This window comes from Dehalobacter sp. TBBPA1, assembly GCF_040931655.1.
GTDB classification, from domain to species: Bacteria; Bacillota; Desulfitobacteriia; order Desulfitobacteriales; family Syntrophobotulaceae; genus Dehalobacter; species Dehalobacter restrictus.
In genome coordinates this window covers 2,681,272-2,704,250 of record NZ_CP162385.1, presented here as the reverse complement: position 1 = coordinate 2,704,250, position 22,979 = coordinate 2,681,272, and the positions used below count along the sequence as shown (strand labels likewise).

The window sequence follows — 22,979 nt, the reverse complement described above, 5'->3', positions numbered from 1 at the left end:
TCTTAAAAAGATTAAGACGGGGAGAGGAACGGATGTTCAAGAGAAAGCCGGGAGCGCTTGCGGTTCTGATGATCGTATTATTGTTTTTGCCGGTCCATAGTTCCGGAGTATTTGGGGCAGAGATTCAGACGTACCAGAATCCTTCCCTGGAGGTCGTTGCTCAGAAGCTTGAGACGATTTCCAAAAGCAAAGGAATCCCGAGCGTGCTGCTAAAAACAATTGCCTATTGTGAATCGGGTTGGAGACAATTCGATCAAAGTGGTGAAGTAGTAACCGGAAGAACAGACGGTACCTCGAATCCTGCCCTCGGAATCATGCAGGTTACCAGTTATGATCCCGGAGATACCGAAGAAGTTAATAAACTTAAATATGATATCGACTATAATATTTCCCGCGGGGCTGATCTGCTGAATCAAAAATGGCAGATGGTGCCGAAGATTGGTGATGGGGACCGCAACAAATTGGAGAACTGGTATTTTGCGCTTTGGGCCTATCATGGCTGGTTGGCGTACAACAACCCGAATAATGCTGCTGCCAGAGGCGAGGTAGCTTATCAGGACGCGATCATTCGCAAAGCCGCGACAGCATATTTTCCGGGTCTTATCGTACCTGTCCAAATTACGCCGGTTCCCGCCGAACTTCTGCCGCTTGGCACGCTTCCAAGCAGCAGTCAGAGCTGGAATACACCTGAACCGTATACCCTGGGAGACTTAACTTCCAGCACAGTTGGTACAACCACCCGAATCTCAGGTCAGGACAGGATAGACACGGTCAATCAAATTGCCTTGAACGGATGGCCGAGTGGTGCCCAGACCGTCATTCTTACCCGTTCGGATGCATTTCCTGATGCTCTGGCCGGCGTGCCTCTGGCTAAAAAATATAATGCACCGATTTTGCTTACGAGCCCGGATCAACTTGATCAAGGTGTCATTGAGGTGTTGAATACCTTAAAGCCGACAAAAGTGATTATTCTGGGTGGAGAGAAGGCCGTCAGCAAATCAGCCGAGACTAGACTCAAGGCCGTTTTGACCTGGACCTCTGATGTTTCCCGGATTGCCGGGGCGGATCGTTATCAGACTGCGGTACTGATTGCCGCTGATTTCCCCAAAGATGCCAGCGTGGCTATTGCTACGGGTATGGATTTCCCGGATGCGTTAAGCCTGGCCACAGCTGCAGCTGCGAATGAAATGCCTCTGCTGCTGACTTCAACCCGGAGCCTGCCTGAGGTTACCAGACAGGACTTAAGCAAACGTTCACCGGGAAAAATCTATATTGGCGGCGGGGAAAAAGTCATTACTGCTGAAGTAGTGACAGCCCTGACGCAGACAACCGGATTGTCTGCGGGGAACATTATTCGTTTTGCCGGGAGCAACCGTTATGAGACTTCGGTGATGATTGCGGAAGCGTTCTTTCCCAGTACGCAGGAGATTTATATGGCTACTGGACTCGATTTTGCAGATCCTCTCGCCGCTGGCGCCCTGGCTGCAACGAAGAATGCCTGTCTATTGTTGATTTCTCCGCAGGGCTTCACGACAAACGGGCCAACAGAAAATTATCTAAAAAAGATGGCTTCTTCCACAAATGTTAAAGTGATCGGCCCGGAAGCTTCTATTTCTGAATATACGGTTACCCGTGTAAAATATTTACTCAGACAGATGTGATTGATAACATAAATCAATGATAGATTAGTCAAAAATCTGTTGGTAATTCGTCCATAACCAGCCAATTTGATGAGAAGGGTTTGCAAGCATCATCATTCATTAGATGGAATAATATTGACCTTTTCCGGCAAGCAGCACTTCTTGTCGGAATTTTGTTTATGAGCGTTCATGCGGCTTTCAGCGATTTGGAAAAATTTTGGGGAAGGAAAATCTGTCTCTAAGACGAATTTATTTACTCTAAACTTCTTTCAAGTTTTGTGACGGCTACGGAGATGGCATACGATGTGTCTAGTGTCGAATGCGTCAGGATGACAAAGCATTTGACTGGTCTAATGCCGCGATGTCCATGGGTAGACTCGTGCAGCGTTGCCACGGACGGCAAAGAGCTGCCGGTGCCATGGATAGCAAGGAGCGGCGGTTTCTGTGTTTCTGATTAGGAGGTAATTAATGCGTTTGAAAAAATATATCCGGTTATTCCTGACCGTGCTTTTCAGTATTTTGCTGCTGATTCCGGCCAGGCCGCTGCCTGTTCAGGCAGCAAACCAGAATCCTACGCCCGAGGAGATATCCCGGATCTTTGACCAGGTGGCCCTGGAGGAGAAAGTTCCTGCAGAGATTCTCAAAGCGATTGCGTTCAAAGAATCAGGCTGGCGTCAATGGAACAGTTCAGGCAATGTTGTGACGGGGGGCTCAGGCAGCAGGCCTTACCTCGGTATTATGCAGATTGGGGTATATGATCCTTCCGATTCGGAGACGATTAACCACCTGAAAACGGATATTGCCTATAATATTGCCTACGGGGCTGAAGTCCTGAAATCCAAGTGGAACATGACACCAACGATCGGAGACGGGGACCCCGGAAAACTGGAAAACTGGTATTTTGCGATTTGGGCTTACAACAGCTGGTCTACCGTCAATAATCCGAATACTGCGGCTGCTTCAGGCAGAGTAGCCTACCAAGATAAAATCCTGAAACTGATTGCCACCGATTATTATGAGGGTCTGACTGATCCTGTCAGTATCACACCGGTGTCGAAGTCGCTGCTGCCGGCGGGGACACTGCCGTCAAAGAATTCTGTCTGGAAGACGCCCGAACCGATTCACTATGCCGGTTACACCCTGGGCCTTCCCATGATCTCCAGAAGTCAAAACAATTTACTACTCTCAACTGTGAAAAGAATTTCTGGCATGGACAGGATTGATACTGCGATAAAAATCGCTTATGAAGGGTGGCCTTACGGCTGTGAGACGGTCATCATCGCGAGATCCGATGCTTTCGCAGACGCCTTGGCCGGTGTATCCCTGGCGAAACAGAATCATGCGCCCATTCTTCTTACTTCAAGGGACCAGCTTGACCAGCGGGTGGAAAACGCTTTAACAGTTCTGAAACCGCTGAAAGTGATTATTCTTGGCGGTGAAACTGCGTTGTCATCCGGGGTGGAAAACAGACTGAAGGAAGTTGTTTCCTGGACAGAAGATTTTGAGCGGATAGCGGGTCAGGACAGATATGAGACGGCAGCGCTCATTGCGTCCCATTTTCCTGAAGGCAGCGGAGTCGCCGTAGCGACCGGATCAAACTTCCCGGATGCTTTAGGTATTGCTTCAGCTGCCGCGGCCAAAGGATATCCGCTGCTGCTGACGGCAAAAGACAGCCTGCCGCAGGCAACCGCAGAACTTCTGCAGACCATGAAACCGTCTGAGTTATATATTGCCGGCGGGGAGGGCGCCGTATCTGCCGGGGTCGCCGGCAGCATCACCGGCATCACAGGTCTCTCAGCAGATAAAGTCCGGCGTTTTGCCGGTAATAACCGCTACAATACTTCGCTCACAGTTGTGCAATCCCTGTATCCCGATGCCCAAAAAATCTATCTGGCAACCGGGGAGGGTTTCCCGGATGCTTTAGCGGGAGCAGCGCTTGCTGCTAATATGGATACGCCGCTGCTGCTGATTCCGACGGAAGGGCCTGCAGCCGGTTCCGACACCGAGAAGTATTTTCAAAGTATCTCGCCGGACGTGGAACTGGTGGTTCTCGGAGGCAAATCCGTCATCAGTGACAATGCGATTATCCGGATCAAATACCAGATGGTTAAAATATAGCATGAGGGGGACAAGGAGACGGATCTTTGTCCCCCTTTTGAATTGTAAAATGAGGAAAACTGTAGTAAACTGATAAACGGTGAAAACGAATTACGTCCTGAAAGGTCGGAAAACGATAACGTGGCACATCCCAAACGCACCTTATTTTTAATGCTTACCGATGCTTTATTGATTAATCTTGCCCTTTTTTTAAGCTTCTACCTGCGTCTTTCCGAAGAGGCTGATCTGCAGGCGGAGTTTGTCAAATATTTGGGCACTTATTTGAATGCCGCGATCGTGTCAACCTTCGTGCTCATTGTGACGTTCCACTTTTTTGGGTTGTATAAAAATATTTGGCGATATGCCAGTGTCAGAGAACTTCTTTCTATTGTTTACGCTGTAACCGTCGGTGCGGCGCTCACAGTCATGGCGGTCTATTTTATTTCCCCGCTCAGACTTCCGCATTCGGTCAGCGTTTACTTCTGGCTGATGCTGATTGTTTTGATCGGCGGACTCCGGTTCAGCCAGAGGATGCGCCAGGAGAATACTATTTTTGCCGTATCCAACAAATCGCAGCGAAAAGTACTGATTATCGGAGCCGGTGACGCAGGCGTTCTTGCTTTAAGGGAACTCAAGAAAAGAGATTTTCAAGAAGGTGTACCCGTCGGTTTTATTGACGACAGCAAAAGTAAGATCAATCTTCATGTTCAAGGATTTCCGGTGTTGGGTTCCCGTGACGACATCCGGCGCATTGTTGAAAACTATGCTGTTGATGAGATTATCATTGCGATCCCTTCTGCCGATGGAGAGACTGTCAGGGAGATCGTGGAAATATGCAAAGAGACCCGGGCGGCCTTAAAGATTATGCCCGGCGTATACGACATCCTGAGCGGCAAGATTACGGTGAGTTCTTTAAGGGAAGTACAGGTCGAAGACCTGCTCGGGCGCGAACAGGTATCGGTGGATTTGGAAGAGGTGGCAGGCTACCTGAAAAACCAGGTTGTCCTGGTGACCGGTGCCGGAGGCTCCATCGGATCGGAGCTTTGCAGGCAGATTGTAAAATTTTTTCCCTCAAAGCTTATTCTGGCCGGACACGGGGAAAACTGTATTTTTGATATTGAGCAGGAATTGAAGAATTTTCCGATAGTGACGGAAATTTTTGATATTAAGGATGCCGGTAAGGTTAACCTTGTTTTTGAAAAGTACAAGCCTTACGTGGTTTTTCATGCAGCTGCGCACAAGCATGTGCCGCTGATGGAGGTAAATCCTGAGGAAGCATTAAAAAATAATGTTATGGGAACGAACAACCTTGCTGCAGCGGCAGACAAAAACGGAGTCAGAACATTTGTGCTGATCTCCACCGACAAGGCGGTCAATCCAACCAGCATCATGGGCGCATCTAAAAGGATGGCCGAGATGGTGATCCAGGACTATGATAAGAGATCTGAGACCAAGTTTGTCGCCGTACGCTTTGGCAATGTTCTCGGAAGCCGCGGAAGCGTCATCCCTACGTTTAAAAAGCAGATTATGGCGGGGGGACCGGTAACGGTGACGGACCCTAGGATGACCCGTTACTTTATGACCATCCCCGAAGCAAGCCAACTGGTCATTCAGGCCGGCGCGATGGCCTCAGGCGGAGAAATTTTTATTCTTGATATGGGCAAGCCTGTGAAGATCGTTGATCTGGCCAAGGACCTTATCCGTTTATCAGGTTTTGAACCGGGCAAAGATATGCAGATTGAGTTTACCGGCGTGAGACCCGGCGAGAAACTTTTTGAAGAAATTCTGACTTCGGAAGAAGGAACGACAGCAACCAAACATAAACGCATTTTCGTAGCAAGGCCCAACCATATTGATCATGAGGCGATTGAAGGACTGGTGCAGAAGATACGCGAGCGTGGCAGCTATATGGACAGGGAGGAAATCAACACTTCCATCAGGACACTTCTTCCTGACTTTGGGAAGACCATAAAAACTTAGGCAGCGCAGTCTTGACCATCATGAACGCTTGCACCACAGATATAAGGAGGAACTTCTATGCTGGAAGTTAAAAATGTCATTACGCAGAATCATCCTGTTGCCCTGGAACTCAAAAAGAAAATTGAAAACCATACCGCCCGGATCGGCGTGATTGGTCTTGGTTATGTCGGCCTGCCGCTGGCAGTTGAGAAAGGTAAGGTTGGTTTCCCGGTTCTCGGATTTGATATTAATGCCGAGAAGGTCGCCATGGTATCAGCCGGAGAAAACTATATCGGAGATGTCAAGGACGAGGAGCTTAAAGAACTTGTCGATAAAAAGATCCTTCAGGCAACCACTGATTTTACCAAACTTGCCGACTGTGATGTGGTGATCATTTGTGTACCGACACCGCTGACCATTACCAGGGATCCGGATATTTCCTATATGAAGGCTTCCGCTGAGGAAGTCGGAAAAACCATTCGTCAGGGGCAGCTTGTAACACTTGAGAGCACGACATATCCTGGGACCACGCAAGAAGTGATCCTGCCGATTCTGGAACAGTCGGGGCTTAAAGTCGGGAAAGACTTTTTCCTGGCCTTCTCGCCGGAAAGAGTTGACCCCGGTAACAAACGTTTTTCAACGAAGAATACCTCCAAAGTTGTCGGCGGCGTAACGCCTTACTGCCTGGAGATTGCTTATACCTTATATGCACAGACCATTGTGAATGTCGTACCTGTCAGCTCACCGGCTGCAGCCGAACTCACCAAAGTATTTGAAAATACCTACCGCGCAGTCAATATCGCACTCGTGAATGAAATGATGCTGTTATGCGACCGGATGGGGCTTGATGTTTGGGAGATCGTCGAAGCTGCTTCGACGAAACCTTTTGGCATCCATACGTTTTATCCGGGACCGGGTGTTGGCGGCCACTGCATTCCGATTGATCCGTTCTACCTTACCTGGAAAGCCAGAGAGTATGACTTCCATACCCGCTTTATTGAACTGGCCGGCGAGATCAATGTTGAAGTCTCTTCCTATGTCGTCAATAAAGTATACCGGGCTTTAAATTCCCTGAATAAGAGCGTTAAGGATGCCAAAGTCCTGGTTGTAGGTGTGGCCTATAAAAAGGATATTGAGGATGTCCGCGAATCACCGGCCCTGATCATCATGGAACTCCTGCGTAAAGAAGGGGCCATCTTAAGCTACCATGACCCTTACGTACCGGTGATCGAGCCGCATGGCGGCAGTACGATGCATTTGGAAAGCATCGCGCTAACTCCGAATGTATTGCAGGAGGCTGACTGTGTCCTAATTATCACCGACCACAGCACGATAGACTATGATCAAATCGTCCAATATGCACCGTTAGTTGTCGATACACGCAATGCAACCAAAGACGTCCGGCAGATGCGTGAAAAAATATTCAAGATTTAAGCAAGACAGCGGGGACAAAGAGACAGTTCTTTTGTCCTCGCTGTATGATTGGAGCGTGTGGAATTTTGACAGAAGATAAAATAGTATTTGGCGTAATCGGATGCGGAAGAATTGCCCCGAAACATACGGAATCGATCATGGCTATTCCCGGCGCAGAGCTGGCTGCTGTCTGTGACATTGTGCCGGAAAGGGCTGAAGATTTTGCCAGCAAGTACAAGGCAAAGCCGTATCTGGATTATCACGATCTTTTGAAGAGAGAAGATATCGATATTGTCACGATCGCAACCCCGAGTGGAAGCCACGCGGAAATCGGGATTGCAGCGGCCAGGGCCGGCAAGCATGTGATGGTCGAGAAGCCTATGTCCATGACGCTCCGCGAAGCAGATCTGCTGATCAGGGCCTGCAGGGAGAACGGTGTCAAACTGGCGGTCATTCATCAGAATCGTTTTAATAAATCAATTAAATTACTGAAAAACGCTTTGGAAGCAGGACGTTTTGGGAAACTGACACATGGCCAGGCGACTGTCCGCTGGAACCGGGGCATGGACTATTATCTGCAGGCACCTTGGAGAGGGACCAAACTGCAGGACGGCGGCGTCCTGATGAATCAGTCCATTCATAACATTGATTTATTACAGTGGATGTTCGGTCCTGTAGAATCCGTTTTTGGCTATACCCATACCGCGTTAAGAAATATTGAAATGGAAGATGTCGCCGGAGCGGTACTGAAGTTTAAGAACGGCGCAATCGGGCTGATTGAGGCTGCTTCCACGATTTATCCAAAGAATATCGAGGAAACGCTTAACGTTTTTGGGGAAACAGGCTCAGCTGTGATCGGCGGGATTGCAGTGAACCGCGTCGAGGTTTGGGAATTCCCCGATAGTGAAGCAGAAAAAGAGCAGATCTTTGCTGCCCAGGAGACTGATCCGCCTAACGTATACGGATTTGGCCACCGGGAGATCATTGAGGATATGATCCAGGCCGTTCAAACCGATGGGACTCCCGCTGTACCCGGCGAAGAGGGACGGAAAGCACTTGAAATCATTTTATCCATCTATAAATGCCAGGAAACCGGGGTACCAGTTAAACTTCCGTTAATTGAAGATTAGAAAAAACCATGCACTTCCTTTTCGGTTGGCACATATTTGTATAGTACACTAAAACCGGAAAGGAGACAGAAAAATGAGACCTCCTTATGATGGACCGGGACCGGGAACATATTCGATGATGCCGGATTATCACCAGACAATGATGCAGGTCGAGCTTGCCGTCAGGCATGGAATGAGAGAAGCGGGGACTGTGAATGTTAGACATGGTGTTATGGAAACAGCCCTTATTGCTTACCTGCTAGGCAAAGGCTTTGACTATTATCAGGCAGTCCGGATCGTAGAATCCTGGGAACGGAATGAAACTTTCCCTATGTAAATGTTATTTATCAAGGTGGAAGTCACTACATGTGAGGATGTTTATAGCAAAGCGTCCTCATTTATTTGTTTCAGAAAGTATAAGGACTTTCTAATACACCTAAAGGAGACTAAGGCTTGGTGCAAGCTGAGTATTCTTAGTGACAGCTTGTTCTTAGAATATTGATAAATTAAATTGTATAGAAAGAAGGGTTTGATTTGGCAGCTGAAATTCATTCCGGAGCGGTTATCGCGGCTAGCGCTATGATTGGGAAACAGGTAAGTATCGCTCCTTTTTGCGTAATAGGGGAAAATGTCGTGATTGAAGACGGGGCAATACTGGAGCCGGGGTGTGTACTGGCGGATGGAGTGAAGGTTGGTAAAGATGTCAAACTTGGATGCCATGTCACCTTGGGAAATCAGGCAGTTTTGGAAGCCGGGGTCGCCGCAGGGGATCATACTGTGGTATATCCGGGGACAGTGATTGGAGAAGGTACGTTTGTCGGCAGCAATTCGTCAATAGGACGCCCGCCGCGCGCAGCGGCAACCAGTACGGTCAAAAACACGGAAGATCTGCCGCCGCTTATAATTGGTAGAAAGTGTACTATTGGCTGCTCCTCAGTGATTTATTCCGGTACGGAGCTCGGCGACGGGGTCTTTATCGGAGACAGGGCCTTGGTCCGGGAGCGTTGCACACTTGGTGAGAAAGTCGTTGTCGGCAGTGGCAGTGCTGTCGAGAATAATACCAGGATCGGATCTTTTACGAAGATTCAGACCGGCTCCTACATTACCGCATATATGGAGATTGAAGAAAATGTCTTCATTGCGCCGATGGTGACAACGACGAATGACAATTATATGGGGCGGACCGAAAAACGTTTTAAACATATCAAGGGAGCCGTAATCCGCAGGGCAGCGCGGATCGGAGGAGGAGCGATCCTGCTTCCGGGCATTGAAGTCGCGGAAGAGACATTTGTCGCGGCAGGTTCGCTCATTACAAAAGATACAGTAGCCGGGAAGGTCTACAAAGGATTTCCCGCCAAAGCCGTCCGGGATGTCCCAGAAGATGAGCTGATCTAGCTAATGTATTACCGAGACCTACCAGGATAAACAATATATTAATTCTTGAAATAAACTCGTGCAGGGTGTACCCTAAATATATTATTGTCTGCAGTTGCTCCATGCCATCCATGGAATAAGCGAAGCGCCAATTCTATTCAACGCTTACACGGTATGATGAACTCTAAACAAGGCAATTTGTATTTATAGGATATTTGTTCGACATTAGGCCATCCGTGGTCGTCAGAAAGGGAGGATGCATGTGTCAATTCCACTTTTGGATTTAAAGGCGCAGTACTTATCGATAAAAGAAGAGATTGATCAGGCGGTACTCGGGGTTCTGGACTCCTGTCATTTCATTCTCGGACCGAATGTGAAAGCAATGGAGGAAAAAACAGCAGCGTACTGCGGGACAAAGCACGCAGTTGCTGTTGCTAATGGTACGGATGCGCTTGTACTGGCTCTCAAAGCCTGCGGCATTGCACAGGGGGATGAAGTCATCACGACACCGTTTACCTTTTTTGCTTCGGCAGAGGCAGTTGCGAGTCTCGGGGCAACACCTGTATTCGTAGATATTGATCCGGTCACGCTGAATATGGATATTGACCAATTGGAAAGCAAAATTACCTCCAGGACAAAGGCGATTATTCCTGTTCATATTTTTGGCCAGATGGTCAATATGGATAAGGTCATGGACCTGGCCCAAAAATATGAGCTTAAGATTATAGAGGATGCAGCCCAGGCGATCGGGGCCGAATACAAGGGCAAAAGAGCCGGAGCCTACGGAACGGCCGGAACATTCAGCTTTTTTCCAACCAAGAATCTCGGCGGCTATGGCGATGGCGGCATGGTGGTGACCAACTGTGATGAAATTGCGGAAAAGGTCAGACTGTTCCGTTTCCATGGCTCCAAGACAAAATATTTCCATGAAGAGATTGGCTATAACAGCAGACTGGACGAGATCCAGGCTGCTATTCTCCGCGTCAAGTTTCAGTATCTGGATGAATGGAACAAAGCCCGCAGGCAAAAAGCCGAACTGTACGACAGTCTGCTTAAACCGCTGGCAGATCAGCAGAAACTAATTCTTCCCGGCAAAGACCCGGAGGCCTACCAGGTGTTCCATCTGTATGTCATGAGAGTCCAGCAGAGAGAAAAAGTCATGGAGAAATTGAAGGAAGCAGGCATCGCTTCGGCGATCTACTATCCGCTTCCGCTCCATCAGCAGAAAGCTTTTGCGTATTTGGGCTATAAGACCGGTGATTTCCCTGAGGCCGAAAAGGCCAGCGAACATGCACTGGCGATCCCGTGCTATCCCGAACTGACCCCGCAGCAGCAGGAAGAAATTGTACATGTGATTAACGATTGTTTAATACCTAGCTAAAACTGGCATGCAGACTTAGCGTAATAAACTTATAATCAGTCTGTAAGCCACAGTGCCGCTGTGAGCGGAGCATGGAGTGCGCAGCGCGGCTGTTTGAGCCATGGATGGCACAACAGTCGAAAAGCGGTATTGTGGCTTACAGACCAGCCCTAGGAAATAATTTAGCATTCATTACTAATTTCCGTATGTAAAACAGGAGGCACAATGTTTTGGAATAACGGCATTACGAGAAGGAATGATACCAGACTTTTTATTTTGGCGATGGTCATGCTTTCAGCAATGATCCTGCCTTCATTTCCTATTCATCCTTCTCTTCCTAATATTCGATTGGACGAGCTGCTGCTTTTCGGTACCTTTGGCCTGAACATCCTGCTGTTTGCAGCGAAAGGATTCCGCTTCATCCCTGAAGAAAAACAGCAGTTGCTGAAACGCAAACAAGAACATAAGTGGATTCTGCTGATTTTTGTTTTACTCGTATTCTCTTACGCCATTTCCAACATCTACGGCGTAATCATCAAAGGAGCAGGTTATTACGGTCTCCGGGATGTCATGGAACTGGTGACATTCTGCAAATATTATCTGGCTGTAACGCTTGCTTTGTCCATCGATCTGCGAAGAGAGGAATTTGACTTCCTGGGCAAAGCTTTTCTTGGCGGCCTTGCTTTTTTGATTATTTTCGGCTGGGGACAGCATTTTAACGTACTGAATATGAATACCTGGCTGTCGCCCTATTTTGACCAGCAGCACTGGCAGCTCCTTTTGGTCGGCAATCCGGCCAGGGTGCAGGGCACCTTTGACAACCCGAATTTCTTCGGGATATTTACTGTGATGACGCTTTCCTTTCTGACAGTGCGCTATTATTTCGGTGAAGATCACGGGAAATTTCCGGTCCTGCTGTTTATTTTGATCGGCTTTGTGATCAAACTGGAATTCCTGACGATATCCCGGACGGCTCTGGCCGGTATTGGGCTGCTTTTTCTGATTTTAAGCATTTGGGCTTTTGTCTATCACCGGCATAACAAAAAGGTTCTGATTAAAATAGCGGCGCTGTTTGTGCTGACGGCAGTTCTTTTCCTAACGGCTTCAGGCGATTTCTTCTACAGGCTGCAGGAAGGACTCGACTTTTCCAACAGTACTTCTTTCCAGGGCCACCTGGACCGCTGGGGAAAGGCAATCGGCAGCATTTGGGATTCTCCGATCTTTGGCTGGGGTACGCAGAAATATGTGATGACAACACTTGTAGACAATGAGTATGCATTGTATGCCAGAAGGTACGGTTTATTCGGGCTGGCGATCTATCTGAGCTTCTTTTTGCTTCCGTTTATTCTTGGCATCAGAAACCTTCGCTCTAAGATTGTTGCCTCTGGACGGGGGCTCACATTCAGCCAGCCGATGCAGTTTATGGCTGCGTATGCCGCAGTGCTGCCATCCATCTTTGTGTTTAACATTATGGCAGGTATATTCTATAATCTTCAGTTGATGACTTTCTTTGCAATTTGTATGGGTCTGGCTTATAATTCGTTTGCGGAGCAAAGGGGGATAAACGATACGTCCCTAAGACCCCTCAGTTCCTTTGAGTAAGGTGGTTTAACGGTGAAGATATTAGTGCTCTCTCATATGTATCCTTCATCTCAGAATCCGGCTTACGGCATTTTCATTCATAAGCAGGTTAAAGCGCTGCAGAATCAAGGCTGTGAGATTAAAGTCGTATCGCCTGTGCCTTATGCACCCTGGCCTCTGCCGGCACTCCAGCCGAAATGGCGGACCTATGCGTCCATACCCGATAAGGCAGTGGTGGACGGAGTTGAAGTATACTATCCGCGTTATCTCGAGTTTCCGCGCTCATACTTCCTGGATCAGTCGGGCTATTTCATGTACCGGGGAATCCGCAGACAGGTCGCGCAGATCCGCCGGGAGTTTCCATTTGATCTGATTCATGCCCATGTGGCCCTTCCCGACGGCTACGCGGCATTTTTACTGAAGAAAGACGATGATATTCCGCTTGTGGTTACCATCCACGGGCAGGACTTTCAGTCAACCCTGACCAAAAATGAAAAATGCCGCCAGAGACTTTTTGAGGTACTGGAAGGTACGGACAGAATCATTACAGTCAGCTCCAAACTGAAGAATATCACCAGGGACCAGGCTTTTTTCTCGAAGACAGAGGTTATCAATAATGGTATCGACTTGAATGACTGTGTACCGCCGCCGGATATTTCCGGTAATACCCGAAAAGAAATCAGGATCCTGAGTGTTTCGAATCTTAAGAAAACCAAGGGCATCGATCTGAATCTCCGGGCGGTTTCATCTCTGACCAAGAAATATCCTTCACTCAAATATTTTATTGCAGGTGACGGGGAAGAGCGAAAAGCCCTGGAGGATTTGACGGAAAGTCTGAACCTCAAAGATAAGGTGGTTTTTCTCGGAAAGCTTACCCATCCTGAAGTGATGAAAGAGATGGCAGAGGCCGATATTTTCTGTCTGCCAAGCTGGCAGGAAGGCTTCGGCGTCGTCTATATTGAAGCGATGGCCCAGGGGTTGCCGGCTATCGGTGTCCGCGGCGAAGGAATCGAAGATGCGCTGATCCATGGCCAAAACGGTCTGCTTGTCGCCCCCCGGAATGTCGAAGATCTTTCCGGAGCCCTCGATGTGCTGCTCAGAGACCCTGTTTACTGCCGGAGGCTCGGTGAGGCAGGCAGGCAAACGGTGCTAGATCAGTTTACCTGGTCAAATAATGCGGCCCAAACGGTCCGCGTCTATCAAACTTTAACAGGAGGCAGGACAGTTTGAAAATATGCATTCTTACAACGGGTCATCCGGCCCTCGATAACCGAATATTTTACAAGCAGGCTTTGTCTCTTAAGAAAAAATATGACGACATTACCCTGATTGTACCTGATGAGAGAACTGAATATAGGGAACAGGGGATCCGGATCATTGGCGTGCCAAGAGCGGGATCTCTTTACGGCCGTTTTAAGCTCGGGGATACCGTCGTTGCCAAAGCGATCGAACTTCAACCGGATATCTGCCATTTCCACGACTTTGAACTAATCTACAAAGTGTTAAAGATTAAAAAAGCGCTGCCTGCATGCAAGCTGATTTACGATGTCCACGAGCATTACCCGGATATGATGCGTATGTCCAGGAAGATCCCGCGGATCCTGAGGCCCTTGGCTACTTTTTTGGTCGATAAAAGTGAACTGTATTATGCTAAAAAATTTGACCAGATCATCACGGCAGATGATGCGGTCAAAGACCGGTTTGCCGGCAAAAATCCCAGAGTTGATGTGGTCTATAATTTTACGGAATTTATACCGCCGGAAGCTGACGCTTCGCCAAAAGAAACGGAACTCCCGGAAAAGGAATACGATGCCATTTACCAGGGGGATATTACCCTGGAGCGCGGCGTATATATGACTGTCCAGGCTATCAAGCTGCTGAAGGAGAAGTATCCGGACATTCGGATGATTTTTGTGGGGCCTTTTAATGACGTAGAAGGCAAAGAAATCGTCACCCAATACATTGAAGAAAATGATCTGAGCAAAAATATCCTTTTCACAGGACGGGTGCCCCATATCGAGGTCCAGGAGTATATCCGAAAGTCTAGGGTTGGCATTGTTACGCTGCTGCCGCTGCCCAAATATTTTAAGAACATACCGATTAAACAGTTTGAATACATGAGCTGCGGCATCCCTATTGTCGGCAGCAATCTTCCTCCGATCCAGCATTTTCTGACCAGCTATAACAGCGGGATCATTGTTGATCCGACCAAGCCTGAGGATATTGCCAAAGGTTTGGGCATCCTGCTGGCCGATCCGCGGCTCTGCAAAGAGATGGGCGATAACGGCATCAAGGCTGTCAGAGAAGAGTACAACTGGGGCAAGATGGAGGAAAAGCTGCTGAAGATTTACAGCAGATTTGAGAACTGAGACTTAAGAACATGCTGAAAAGATGGAAATAGATCGAAGCGTCCAAGAGAGACCGTAATGCCGAATGAAGAAAAGCTAAAGAAGAAGTGATAGAGTTTGGATACCCGCCTGATCGCTAAAAATGCTGCGGCCCTGGGAATATCAGGAGTACTTGCCAAGGCCATTGCCGCCGTGGTGGGTATATTTGTTACCCGCTATCTTGGCCCGGGACCATTTGGAGATTACTCCACAGCGTACGCGTTCGTCGGAACGTTTATCCTGTTTGCGGAGCTTGGAATCAGTCAGCTCATGGTGCAGGATTGTTCGAGGAACCTGACCGAATTGCCGCGGTATTTCGGCAACACACTGTTTGTCAAGACCGTAATCTCCATTGTATGCTTTCTATTAATGGTCATCTTTATGTTCCCGGCCGGATACAATACGTCGACCAAAGAAATGGTTGTCGTTTTGGGTGTTGCTGTATCATTCAATGCACTGAATCAGTCGGTCTATAACTATTATCAAGCCGTTCAGAAGCTCTACCTGGCTGCAGCCTTCCAGTTTTTGACCACCTTTCTGATCGGAGGACTGACCATTGCGGTGATCTTTGCCGGGATGGGAGTCGTTGCAATTACGTTTACCCATTTGTTTACGTATATACTGATTAGTGTACTCCTGTTTTTCGCCCTTAGAAGGGAAATCAGGCCGCGCGTTGAACGGAGCAGCCTGATGCTAATGGTCAGGAACGGATTGCCGTTTGGGATCCACAGGATATTCTATAACGTCTTTTTCCAGCTCAGCATTCTGGTTTTGTCACTGACGGCCAGCAATGTCGAGGTAGGGATTTATTCTGCGGCGTACAAGCTTGTCCTGATGCTGATCTTCCTGCCGAGCCTGATGACCAGTGCACTTTATCCTGTGCTGTATCAGCTCGGGGAAACGGATAAGGACGGTCATCGTCATACGACTGAAAAGGTATTTAAGCTGCTTTCCGGGATTGGGATCCCAGGCAGCATCCTGATTTTTGTCTTAGCGGGACCGCTGACAACATGGCTGTATGCCGGAAAATTTGATGAATCAATTCCGATCCTGATGATTGTGTCCTGGTTCTTTGCACTGGAATGCATGAGTTTTTCCCTCGGCGATGTCCTGACGACCACCAACCACCAGTGGCAGCGAACGATTGTACAGGGTGCCGCGCTTGTACTGATGTTTACTCTGATTATGGTTCTGAATCCGCTGTTTGGGATCAGCGGTACAGCGTATGCGCTGATCATTGTCGAGATCTTTATCTTTTGCGGATACTACCTGTTGGTCCGAAAAGGGGTTTATAAGATTCGGATCTGGCGCCAGCTCCCGTCAATCGTATTTGCTTCCTTGCTGATGGCAGGGACCGCCTGGTTGACAAACAGCTTTCATCCGCTGCTATCTGCTGTAACGGCTGGAATCATTTATTGCCTGGCGCTCGTGATATTGGACAGAGATTTCCGGAAGATCGGTGGATTTGTTATTCAGAAGGGTCTTCGAAAATAAGAACTGGGAGGAATCGAACATGCTTCAGTGGCCGGTATTCGTGTTGACCATCATACTTCTTGGTTACCTGGCTGTCAAAAAGCCGCTATGGCTTGTGCCGTCTCTGGCAGTGGCAGTTGCGCTGGAAATATCGATTAACTGGTATCCGAACCTTGGCTTTCTGGAAAAAATTTTGGGAGAGGTCTCCCTGACCAGGCTTACCAGTATCGTTCTGATCCTGGCGGCATTTTCCCGCGTGTTTTTTTCGGAGGAGATGCGCAAAAAGCTTAGGGTGGTTCTAAAAGATCCACTGACGCTTGTTTTATTGGCTTTTATCATTCTCGGTGGGATAAGTGTTGTATACTCCGCCAACTTTGGCAACACTGTTACTGAAACCATCCGGCTACTGATTTTGTTTGCCGTGTTTATCTCCATCGCACTTTTGATGGATAAAGAACGCGCCCTGCTGCCTTTCAAAGCCGTACATATCATGGCACTCCTGCTTGCGCTGGTCAGTTTCTATGAAGGAATTACGGGGAACCTGATCTGGCAGGGAGACAAATTGCTGGTTGAGCAGACGCTGCGTGTCAATGCTACCTTTGTCGACCCCAATATTTTTGCACGTTACATCATTCTGGGGGTTGCGTCGAATTTTGTTCTGCAGATTTATACCCGGGAAAGAAGCCATAAAATGATTTATATGGCGTGTCTCGCTGTCCTGCTGGCAGAATTAGTACTGACCGGTTCGCGCGGTGGATTTCTGACGCTTCTGGCGATTCTGATTGCCACGCTGATCTTCTTGCCGAACAAAAAGGCTGTTCTCTGGGTTCTCGGTTTAGGTGCCCTTTGCGGGGCGATCGTGATTTTCCTTCGTCCGGAAATCTGGGAGAGGATGCTGACGATAACGAAGGGTTTCGCATACTCGAGTGAGCAGCGCTTATACCTCTGGAAGGCCGCAATTGCAATATTCAAGGACCATCCGCTGATTGGCACCGGCCTTGGCACTTTCGAGACTGTGTTTAAACAGAGTTATTTTGATCTCATGAATATCCCCGGCGGAGCGACACGCTCCCACACCACCATTCTGACGATTGCTTCGGAACTGGGGGCCGTGGGGCTGACTGTACTCACGGCGATCTGGGCAGCTATCCTGTACAGGCTGGCCAAATTGTTCAGCCTCGGACATGACTATCTCGGTATGTTTCAGGAGCAAAACCAATACTTTGCCGGCACAGGCTATGTGCTGTGGGCTACAACCGTATTTATCAGCTCTCAAGCTGAGGGACGCTTCTTCGAGGATCCGATATTCTGGCTCAGCTGCGCGATGCTTGTTGTGTTGAAGCTTTCGCGGAAGTACCGGCTGGAGCTTGACTAATTTGTTAGAGCTAGTTCGTTGACTCAGATTAATCCGATTTTTTGGGCTTGTCTGTGGGCCACAGATTGAATGCATTTTTAGGGCCTGTCTGCGTGCCACAATTCCGCTTTCGGCCGTTGTGTCCTCCTTGACACAAAAGGCCGCGCTCCGCACTCCTGCTCCGCTTTTCGCGGAACCGTGGCACGCAGACCGATCATAAGCTTTTATAATTGTTCTGTAGCCCACAGACTGATTATAAGATCGTTTATATAAGTTTGCGTGTATTAGACCTTCTATGGTTTGCGTTCATGGTATCACGGCATTAAGCTATCCATGGCCGTCGCCACGTTCCGCATCAGCAGTCCAGCTGGACGCGCTTAGCACATCTTTTTATTACTAGCACAACGTTCTCAAATTCCCTGCTCGAATCATTCATACAAGCTTGATTACCCTAAATCAGGTCTGGGGGTCACAATTCCAGCGTTAAGCGGAGCATGGAGGCGGAGCGCGGCTGTTAACGTCCATGGATGGACTAATGTCGCGGTGCTATGGAGGGCAAGGAGCGACAAGCCACGGATGGCGCAACAGCCGAGAGCGGAATGTGGCGCGCAGACCAGACCCAAATGAACATATTTCTCAAACTATTTAAAGATCAATGTACTAGAAGAAGCAGCCAAAATAGGTTTAGTAAAGTAAGTTTAATCTAGGAGTAAAGATAAATATGCGTATTTTGCTTTTGACGCAGTATTTTCCGCCGGAGAAGGGGGCAGCTCAGGTAAGGCTCTGGGAGCTGGCCAAAGGTCTGCGGAACCAGGGGAATACCGTTACGGTCGTGACAGCCTTTCCGAACCATCCCGCAGGGATCATCCCAGATGAATACCGGGGGAAAGTGTTTACGCGTGAGGATATGGAAGGGATTGTTATTCTGAGAACCTGCATCTATCCGGTGAAGCGGGGCAGATTCTGGCTGCGTTTGTTGAACTATTTTTCTTTTGTGTTTTCCGCTTTTTTGGGAATCTGCCGCAGCGGTCCCCAGGACTTGATCGTTGTGGAATCTCCGCCGCTTTTTATCGGTTTTACAGCTGTCATTACTTCTTTCTTCAAAAGAGCACCCTATATCTTCAATGTCTCCGATCTGTGGCCGGAATCCGCGGTACAGCTCGGACTTGTCACGAATAAGCAGCTTATCGGCATGTGCGAGTGGCTGGAACGTTGTTTTTACCGCAAGGCATTTAAGCTTTCGGCCCAGACCCAGGGGATTGTGGAAGGGCTGAAAAAGAAAGGGGTCAAAGCTGAAGATATCTTATTTCTGCCTAACGGGGTCGATACCGAACTTTTTAAACCAAGGCCCAAAGACTCGGTGCTGGAACAGCAGCTTGGTCTGCAGGGGAAATACGTAATCCTGTATGCAGGGACGATGGGGTATGCCCATGGGATTGAGACAGCGCTTGAGGCTGCCGATCTGCTGCGCGCCGAGCCGGAAATATTTTTTCTGTTTGTCGGCGACGGGTCCGAAAGACCCCGGCTCGAACAGATTGCCCGGGAAAAGGATCTGCCCAATGTCCGCTTCATCGATTTCCAGCCGCTCGAAGAGATTCCGCGTTATTATTCGTTAAGCAGCATCAGTCTTTCGACCCTCAGACGCTATAAGCTCTCGGAAGGGGTAAGGCCTTCCAAAGTATTCCCGGCGATGGCCAGCGGTCAGCCGCTGATCTATGTCGGAGAGGGTGAAGGCGCCGAGATTGTCAAGGAGAGCGGCGGCGGAGTGGTGCTCGAACCCGAGAACCCCAAAGTCCTTGCCGAGACGGTCTTGCGCCTAAAGGCAGATCCGGAAACCTGCAGGGTACTCTCCGAAAAGGGCCGGGAATATGTCATCAGGCACTATTCCTGGGACAGTATCGTCAGAAACTGGCTTGAACAGCTTCATTTGAAGAAAGCCTGAAGTTGTTTTTTGGCCAAAGCGTAGTAAAATAAAGTAGTCAATAAAAAATTAGCCAATGAACAAGGAATTAAAAGTATTGAAGAATAAGCGAAGTATAAAAACAATTAATTGATAAATCAAAAAAACAAATCTAATAAGAACAACACGATAACATAATAACAGACACTGAAACTAAGAAAGAGGCGTAAGTTTATGAGTCCACGACGCGAACAGTTCCTTCCCTATGCGCTACCGCTGATTGAAGATGATGATATTGAAGCTGTTGTTGACAGCCTGAAATCAAATTGGATTTCCAAGGGTCCAAAGACCGGAGAATTTGAAAAGCGGTTTGCCGAATATATCGGTGTTAAACACGCCATTGCGCTGAATTCCTGTACCGCAGGCCTGCATATCGCCCTGCTGGCTGCCGGAGTCGGAGCAGGCGATGAGGTGATCACGACGGCCATGACTTTTGCAGCCTCATCAAATGTCATCATTCACTGCGGGGCGACTCCTGTTCTGGTGGATATTGACCCGCAAACCATGAATATCGATCCGGCAAAGATCGAAGAGAAGATTACAGCCAAGACCAAGGCAATTATTCCGGTTCATTTGACCGGGCTGCCGTGCGAGATGGATGAAATTATGCGGATTGCGAAAAGATACAACCTTTTTGTTTTGGAAGATGCGGCTCATGGCACGTATACGAAGTATAAAGACAGAATGGTCGGCACGATTGGTGATGCTGCGGCCTTTTCGTTCTATGCGACGAAGAACCTGGCAACCGGAGAGGGCGGCATGGTAACCACCAATGATGATGAGCTTGCCGGTAAAATGAGGGTCCTGAGCCTCCACGGCATGAGCCGTAACGCCTGGAACAGGTTTTCTGAAAAAGGCTCCTGGTACTATGAGATTGAATACCCGGGATACAAGTACAATATGACGGATATCCAGGCCGCGATGGGAATGACCCAGCTGGCTAAACTGGAATCCATGCAGGCCAGAAGAGAAATCATCTGGCAGCGTTATAACGCTGCTTTCAGCAAGCTTCCCGAAATAGAAGTTCCGACTGATTTCGCGTATGCCCGTCATGCCCGCCATTTGTATATGATCAGGCTGAATCTCGATAAACTTACGGTGGATCGGGCGGCATTTATTGAATTGCTCAAGGAAGAAAATATCGGCACCAGCGTTCACTATATTCCGCTTCCGTATCACCCGTATTACCGGGATACCTTTGGCTACAAACCCGGAGATTTTCCAAAGACGGAAGCGCTCTACGAGAGAATTATTTCCCTGCCGCTTTATCCCAGAATGAGTGATGCCGATGTTCAGGATGTTATTGAAGCCGTACAGCGTGTTATCGAAAAGGTCAGGTTATAAGAAGGAAGAACACACTTTCTCCTCCGTTTCTTATAGAATTTAGGAAATTGTTCGAAATCACCTACGAAAGATAGTAAGAATATTTGTAAGATGTGAAGGAGTAAAATCCCAAGGAGTGGTAATTTGTTTGCGAAAAGGGTTTTAGACCTGTTGATTTCCATCCCGCTGCTCATTGTGTTATCCCCATTGTGGCTGATGATTGTCCTTTGGATCAAAGCCGATTCCAAAGGCCCCGCGGTCTTCCGGCAGGAAAGAGTGGGGCGGAATGGAGCGCTCTTCACGATCTATAAATTCCGAACCATGGTTCCGAATGCAGATGCAGTGATGAAAGAAAAAATTGAGCAGCTGAAAAAAGAAGGCAAGTTTGATCCCGACAACTTCATCTTTCAGGATAAGGATGACCCGCGGATTACGAAGAGCGGCAGATTCTTAAGGAAAAGCAGCCTGGATGAGCTGCCCCAGCTTTTGAATATTATCAACGGTACGATGAGCATTGTTGGTCCGAGGCCGGAAGTTCCGGAAATCGTGGATCAGTATACGCCTGAACAGCGTCATCGTTTGGACATGCCGCCGGGAGTGACCGGTCTAGCCCAGGTCAATGGACGCAGTGAGCTGACACTCACGGAAACCCTGAAATATGACGTGGAATACGTCCAGAACTGGCGTTTAGGCCTTGATCTGAAGATACTTTGGAAGACCCTTTTTATTGTTATAAAGGGGAAGGGCGCATACTAATATTGGAATGGTTCAGCACGTTTCTATAATGACTTACGTACTCTTCATGTATGATAAAAGAAACTTTTCCCGTGAGGCGCTTCAGGTGTCTCTTCTTTTTTTGGGGGTATTGCTGATTTCGTTCCTTTCCTATTCCAGCAGTGCCGCAAATTGTCCGGCGCTTGTCTGGTCGAGCCAGGCCAGGGACCAGCAGCCTATCCCTCCGAGGTTGAATTCGTTAAGCAGGCAGAGTTTACCTGCCCAGCTCCGGCTATCATCGTAATACACGGTCCAGCGATGACCGTGTTCATCTGTATAGCAAAAAGTTGGTGTACCGATGGGATCGGAGGAAGAGGTCTTTCTCGTGCTTACTGCACGAAAGTGTTCAGCAGTCCGCGTGGCAGCGGAAAGACCTAGCGCTTTGGATAACCAGCGCGTACCGTCCTGCCGCCAGGTTCTACCGTAAAACGGTATACCCATCAGGATCTTCGAGGGAGGAATCCGCGTAACGGCATAAGCCATGACCCTGCGCACCCAATCCAGCGGTGCGATCGGACCCGGTGCAGAGGTTGCATAATGCAGGTCGTAGGACATGATCTGTACGTAGTCGGCATATCTGGCTAGCTCGGCGTAGTTATACTGAACGCACCAGGGCTCTGCTGTGTCGGAAGTCCGGGACATTACAGAGACGAGGATGAGCTTTCCTTCGGCGGATAACTGGGCATAGAGGGCTTCCATTAAAGCGGTAAGCCCCGGTCCGGTATCGGACGAGAGCGCTTCAAGATCGACCAGAATCCCGTCCGCTCCGGTATCCCGGATGAGCTTCAGGCAGCTTTCCTTGAAAATACTGCGTTTCAGAGGATCACGCAGCATATCCCCGGCAGTCTTGCCGCTGCCCAGCACCATCGGAACCACTTTGGCGCCGCTGCGCTGTCCGAGAGCGACCAGGTACTTCGGTATTTCAGGATCGGTGAAGACATAGCCAAAACTACCATCCGCTTGCAGCGGCCCTGCAAAATTTGGCGATAAGATCGAGGGGGTATCCGTTAAACCCGCTGGAACACAGGGCAGCTGTCTTTCGTAGGCAGCCTTGTTGCCGTAACCGTCCCAAAAATACAGGGATGTTTTCACGTTAACACCTCTCTTCAGTTAATTTAATTGCTCCTAGTCTTTGTTGTATTGTTATTTCAAAATACTCATGTACTATGATTATA

The 22,979-nt window shown here is 48.5% G+C and carries 18 protein-coding genes; 17 read left to right on the top strand and 1 reads right to left on the bottom strand.

Annotated features, from left to right (window positions below):
- Nucleotides 1-32 precede the first annotated feature (32 nt).
- The 17 genes from AB3489_RS13250 (at nucleotide 33) to AB3489_RS13170 (ending at nucleotide 21,786) form a co-directional block, all read left to right on the top strand.
- Nucleotides 33-1,661: a cell wall-binding repeat-containing protein gene (locus AB3489_RS13250; RefSeq protein WP_368293259.1), complete on the top strand. Its 1,629-nt coding sequence runs from the start codon at nucleotides 33-35 to the stop codon at nucleotides 1,659-1,661.
- Nucleotides 1,662-1,959: 298 nt separating this feature from the next.
- Complete coding sequence (locus AB3489_RS13245) at nucleotides 1,960-2,094, top strand: hypothetical protein (RefSeq protein WP_368293258.1); 135 nt, start codon at nucleotides 1,960-1,962, stop codon at nucleotides 2,092-2,094.
- A 14-nt stretch (nucleotides 2,095-2,108) separates the two neighbouring features.
- Entirely contained in the window at nucleotides 2,109-3,758 is a 1,650-nt protein-coding gene (locus tag AB3489_RS13240) for a cell wall-binding repeat-containing protein (RefSeq protein WP_368293257.1), read from the top strand.
- Between the two features lie 120 nt (nucleotides 3,759-3,878).
- Complete coding sequence (locus AB3489_RS13235) at nucleotides 3,879-5,717, top strand: polysaccharide biosynthesis protein (RefSeq protein ID WP_368293256.1); 1,839 nt, start codon at nucleotides 3,879-3,881, stop codon at nucleotides 5,715-5,717.
- 57 nt (nucleotides 5,718-5,774) lie between these two features.
- On the top strand, nucleotides 5,775-7,130 hold the full coding sequence (locus AB3489_RS13230; RefSeq protein WP_368293255.1) for a nucleotide sugar dehydrogenase: 1,356 nt from the start codon (nucleotides 5,775-5,777) through the stop codon (nucleotides 7,128-7,130).
- Nucleotides 7,131-7,174: 44 nt separating this feature from the next.
- Nucleotides 7,175-8,239, top strand: coding sequence for a Gfo/Idh/MocA family protein (locus AB3489_RS13225; RefSeq protein WP_368293254.1), 1,065 nt, complete (start codon nucleotides 7,175-7,177; stop codon nucleotides 8,237-8,239).
- A 73-nt stretch (nucleotides 8,240-8,312) separates the two neighbouring features.
- Nucleotides 8,313-8,555 (top strand): hypothetical protein, encoded by a 243-nt coding sequence (locus tag AB3489_RS13220; protein ID WP_015044725.1) that lies wholly within the window; start codon nucleotides 8,313-8,315, stop codon nucleotides 8,553-8,555.
- Nucleotides 8,556-8,752: 197 nt separating this feature from the next.
- Entirely contained in the window at nucleotides 8,753-9,613 is an 861-nt protein-coding gene (locus tag AB3489_RS13215) for an N-acetyltransferase (protein ID WP_019224701.1), read from the top strand.
- A 241-nt stretch (nucleotides 9,614-9,854) separates the two neighbouring features.
- The gene (locus AB3489_RS13210; RefSeq protein WP_368293253.1) at nucleotides 9,855-10,973 is read left to right on the top strand and encodes a DegT/DnrJ/EryC1/StrS family aminotransferase; all 1,119 of its coding nucleotides are present in this window, start codon (nucleotides 9,855-9,857) and stop codon (nucleotides 10,971-10,973) included.
- Nucleotides 10,974-11,177: 204 nt separating this feature from the next.
- On the top strand, nucleotides 11,178-12,554 hold the full coding sequence (locus AB3489_RS13205; protein WP_368293251.1) for an O-antigen ligase family protein: 1,377 nt from the start codon (nucleotides 11,178-11,180) through the stop codon (nucleotides 12,552-12,554).
- A 12-nt stretch (nucleotides 12,555-12,566) separates the two neighbouring features.
- Complete coding sequence (locus AB3489_RS13200) at nucleotides 12,567-13,763, top strand: glycosyltransferase family 4 protein (RefSeq protein WP_368293250.1); 1,197 nt, start codon at nucleotides 12,567-12,569, stop codon at nucleotides 13,761-13,763.
- Nucleotides 13,760-14,902: a glycosyltransferase gene (locus AB3489_RS13195; protein WP_019224705.1), complete on the top strand. Its 1,143-nt coding sequence runs from the start codon at nucleotides 13,760-13,762 to the stop codon at nucleotides 14,900-14,902. The genes AB3489_RS13200 and AB3489_RS13195 overlap by 4 nt, the downstream gene beginning before the upstream one ends.
- Nucleotides 14,903-14,998: 96 nt before the next feature.
- Nucleotides 14,999-16,414 (top strand): oligosaccharide flippase family protein, encoded by a 1,416-nt coding sequence (locus AB3489_RS13190; RefSeq protein WP_019224706.1) that lies wholly within the window; start codon nucleotides 14,999-15,001, stop codon nucleotides 16,412-16,414.
- Nucleotides 16,415-16,433: 19 nt separating this feature from the next.
- Nucleotides 16,434-17,768 carry an O-antigen ligase family protein gene (locus AB3489_RS13185; RefSeq protein WP_019224707.1) on the top strand — a complete coding sequence of 445 codons (1,335 nt, stop codon included), beginning with the start codon at nucleotides 16,434-16,436 and terminating at the stop codon, nucleotides 17,766-17,768.
- Nucleotides 17,769-18,468: 700 nt separating this feature from the next.
- A complete protein-coding gene (locus tag AB3489_RS13180) occupies nucleotides 18,469-19,689 on the top strand; it encodes a glycosyltransferase (protein ID WP_019224709.1) in 1,221 nt (406 codons plus the stop codon).
- A 192-nt stretch (nucleotides 19,690-19,881) separates the two neighbouring features.
- Entirely contained in the window at nucleotides 19,882-21,051 is a 1,170-nt protein-coding gene (locus AB3489_RS13175) for an aminotransferase class I/II-fold pyridoxal phosphate-dependent enzyme (protein WP_019224710.1), read from the top strand.
- Between the two features lie 123 nt (nucleotides 21,052-21,174).
- Nucleotides 21,175-21,786, top strand: coding sequence for a sugar transferase (locus AB3489_RS13170; RefSeq protein ID WP_019224711.1), 612 nt, complete (start codon nucleotides 21,175-21,177; stop codon nucleotides 21,784-21,786).
- A 129-nt stretch (nucleotides 21,787-21,915) separates the two neighbouring features.
- Here AB3489_RS13170 and AB3489_RS13165 read toward each other — a convergent pair whose 3' ends face one another.
- Nucleotides 21,916-22,896 (bottom strand): glycosyl hydrolase family 18 protein, encoded by a 981-nt coding sequence (locus AB3489_RS13165; RefSeq protein ID WP_019224712.1) that lies wholly within the window; start codon nucleotides 22,894-22,896, stop codon nucleotides 21,916-21,918.
- Nucleotides 22,897-22,979: the final 83 nt, after the last annotated feature.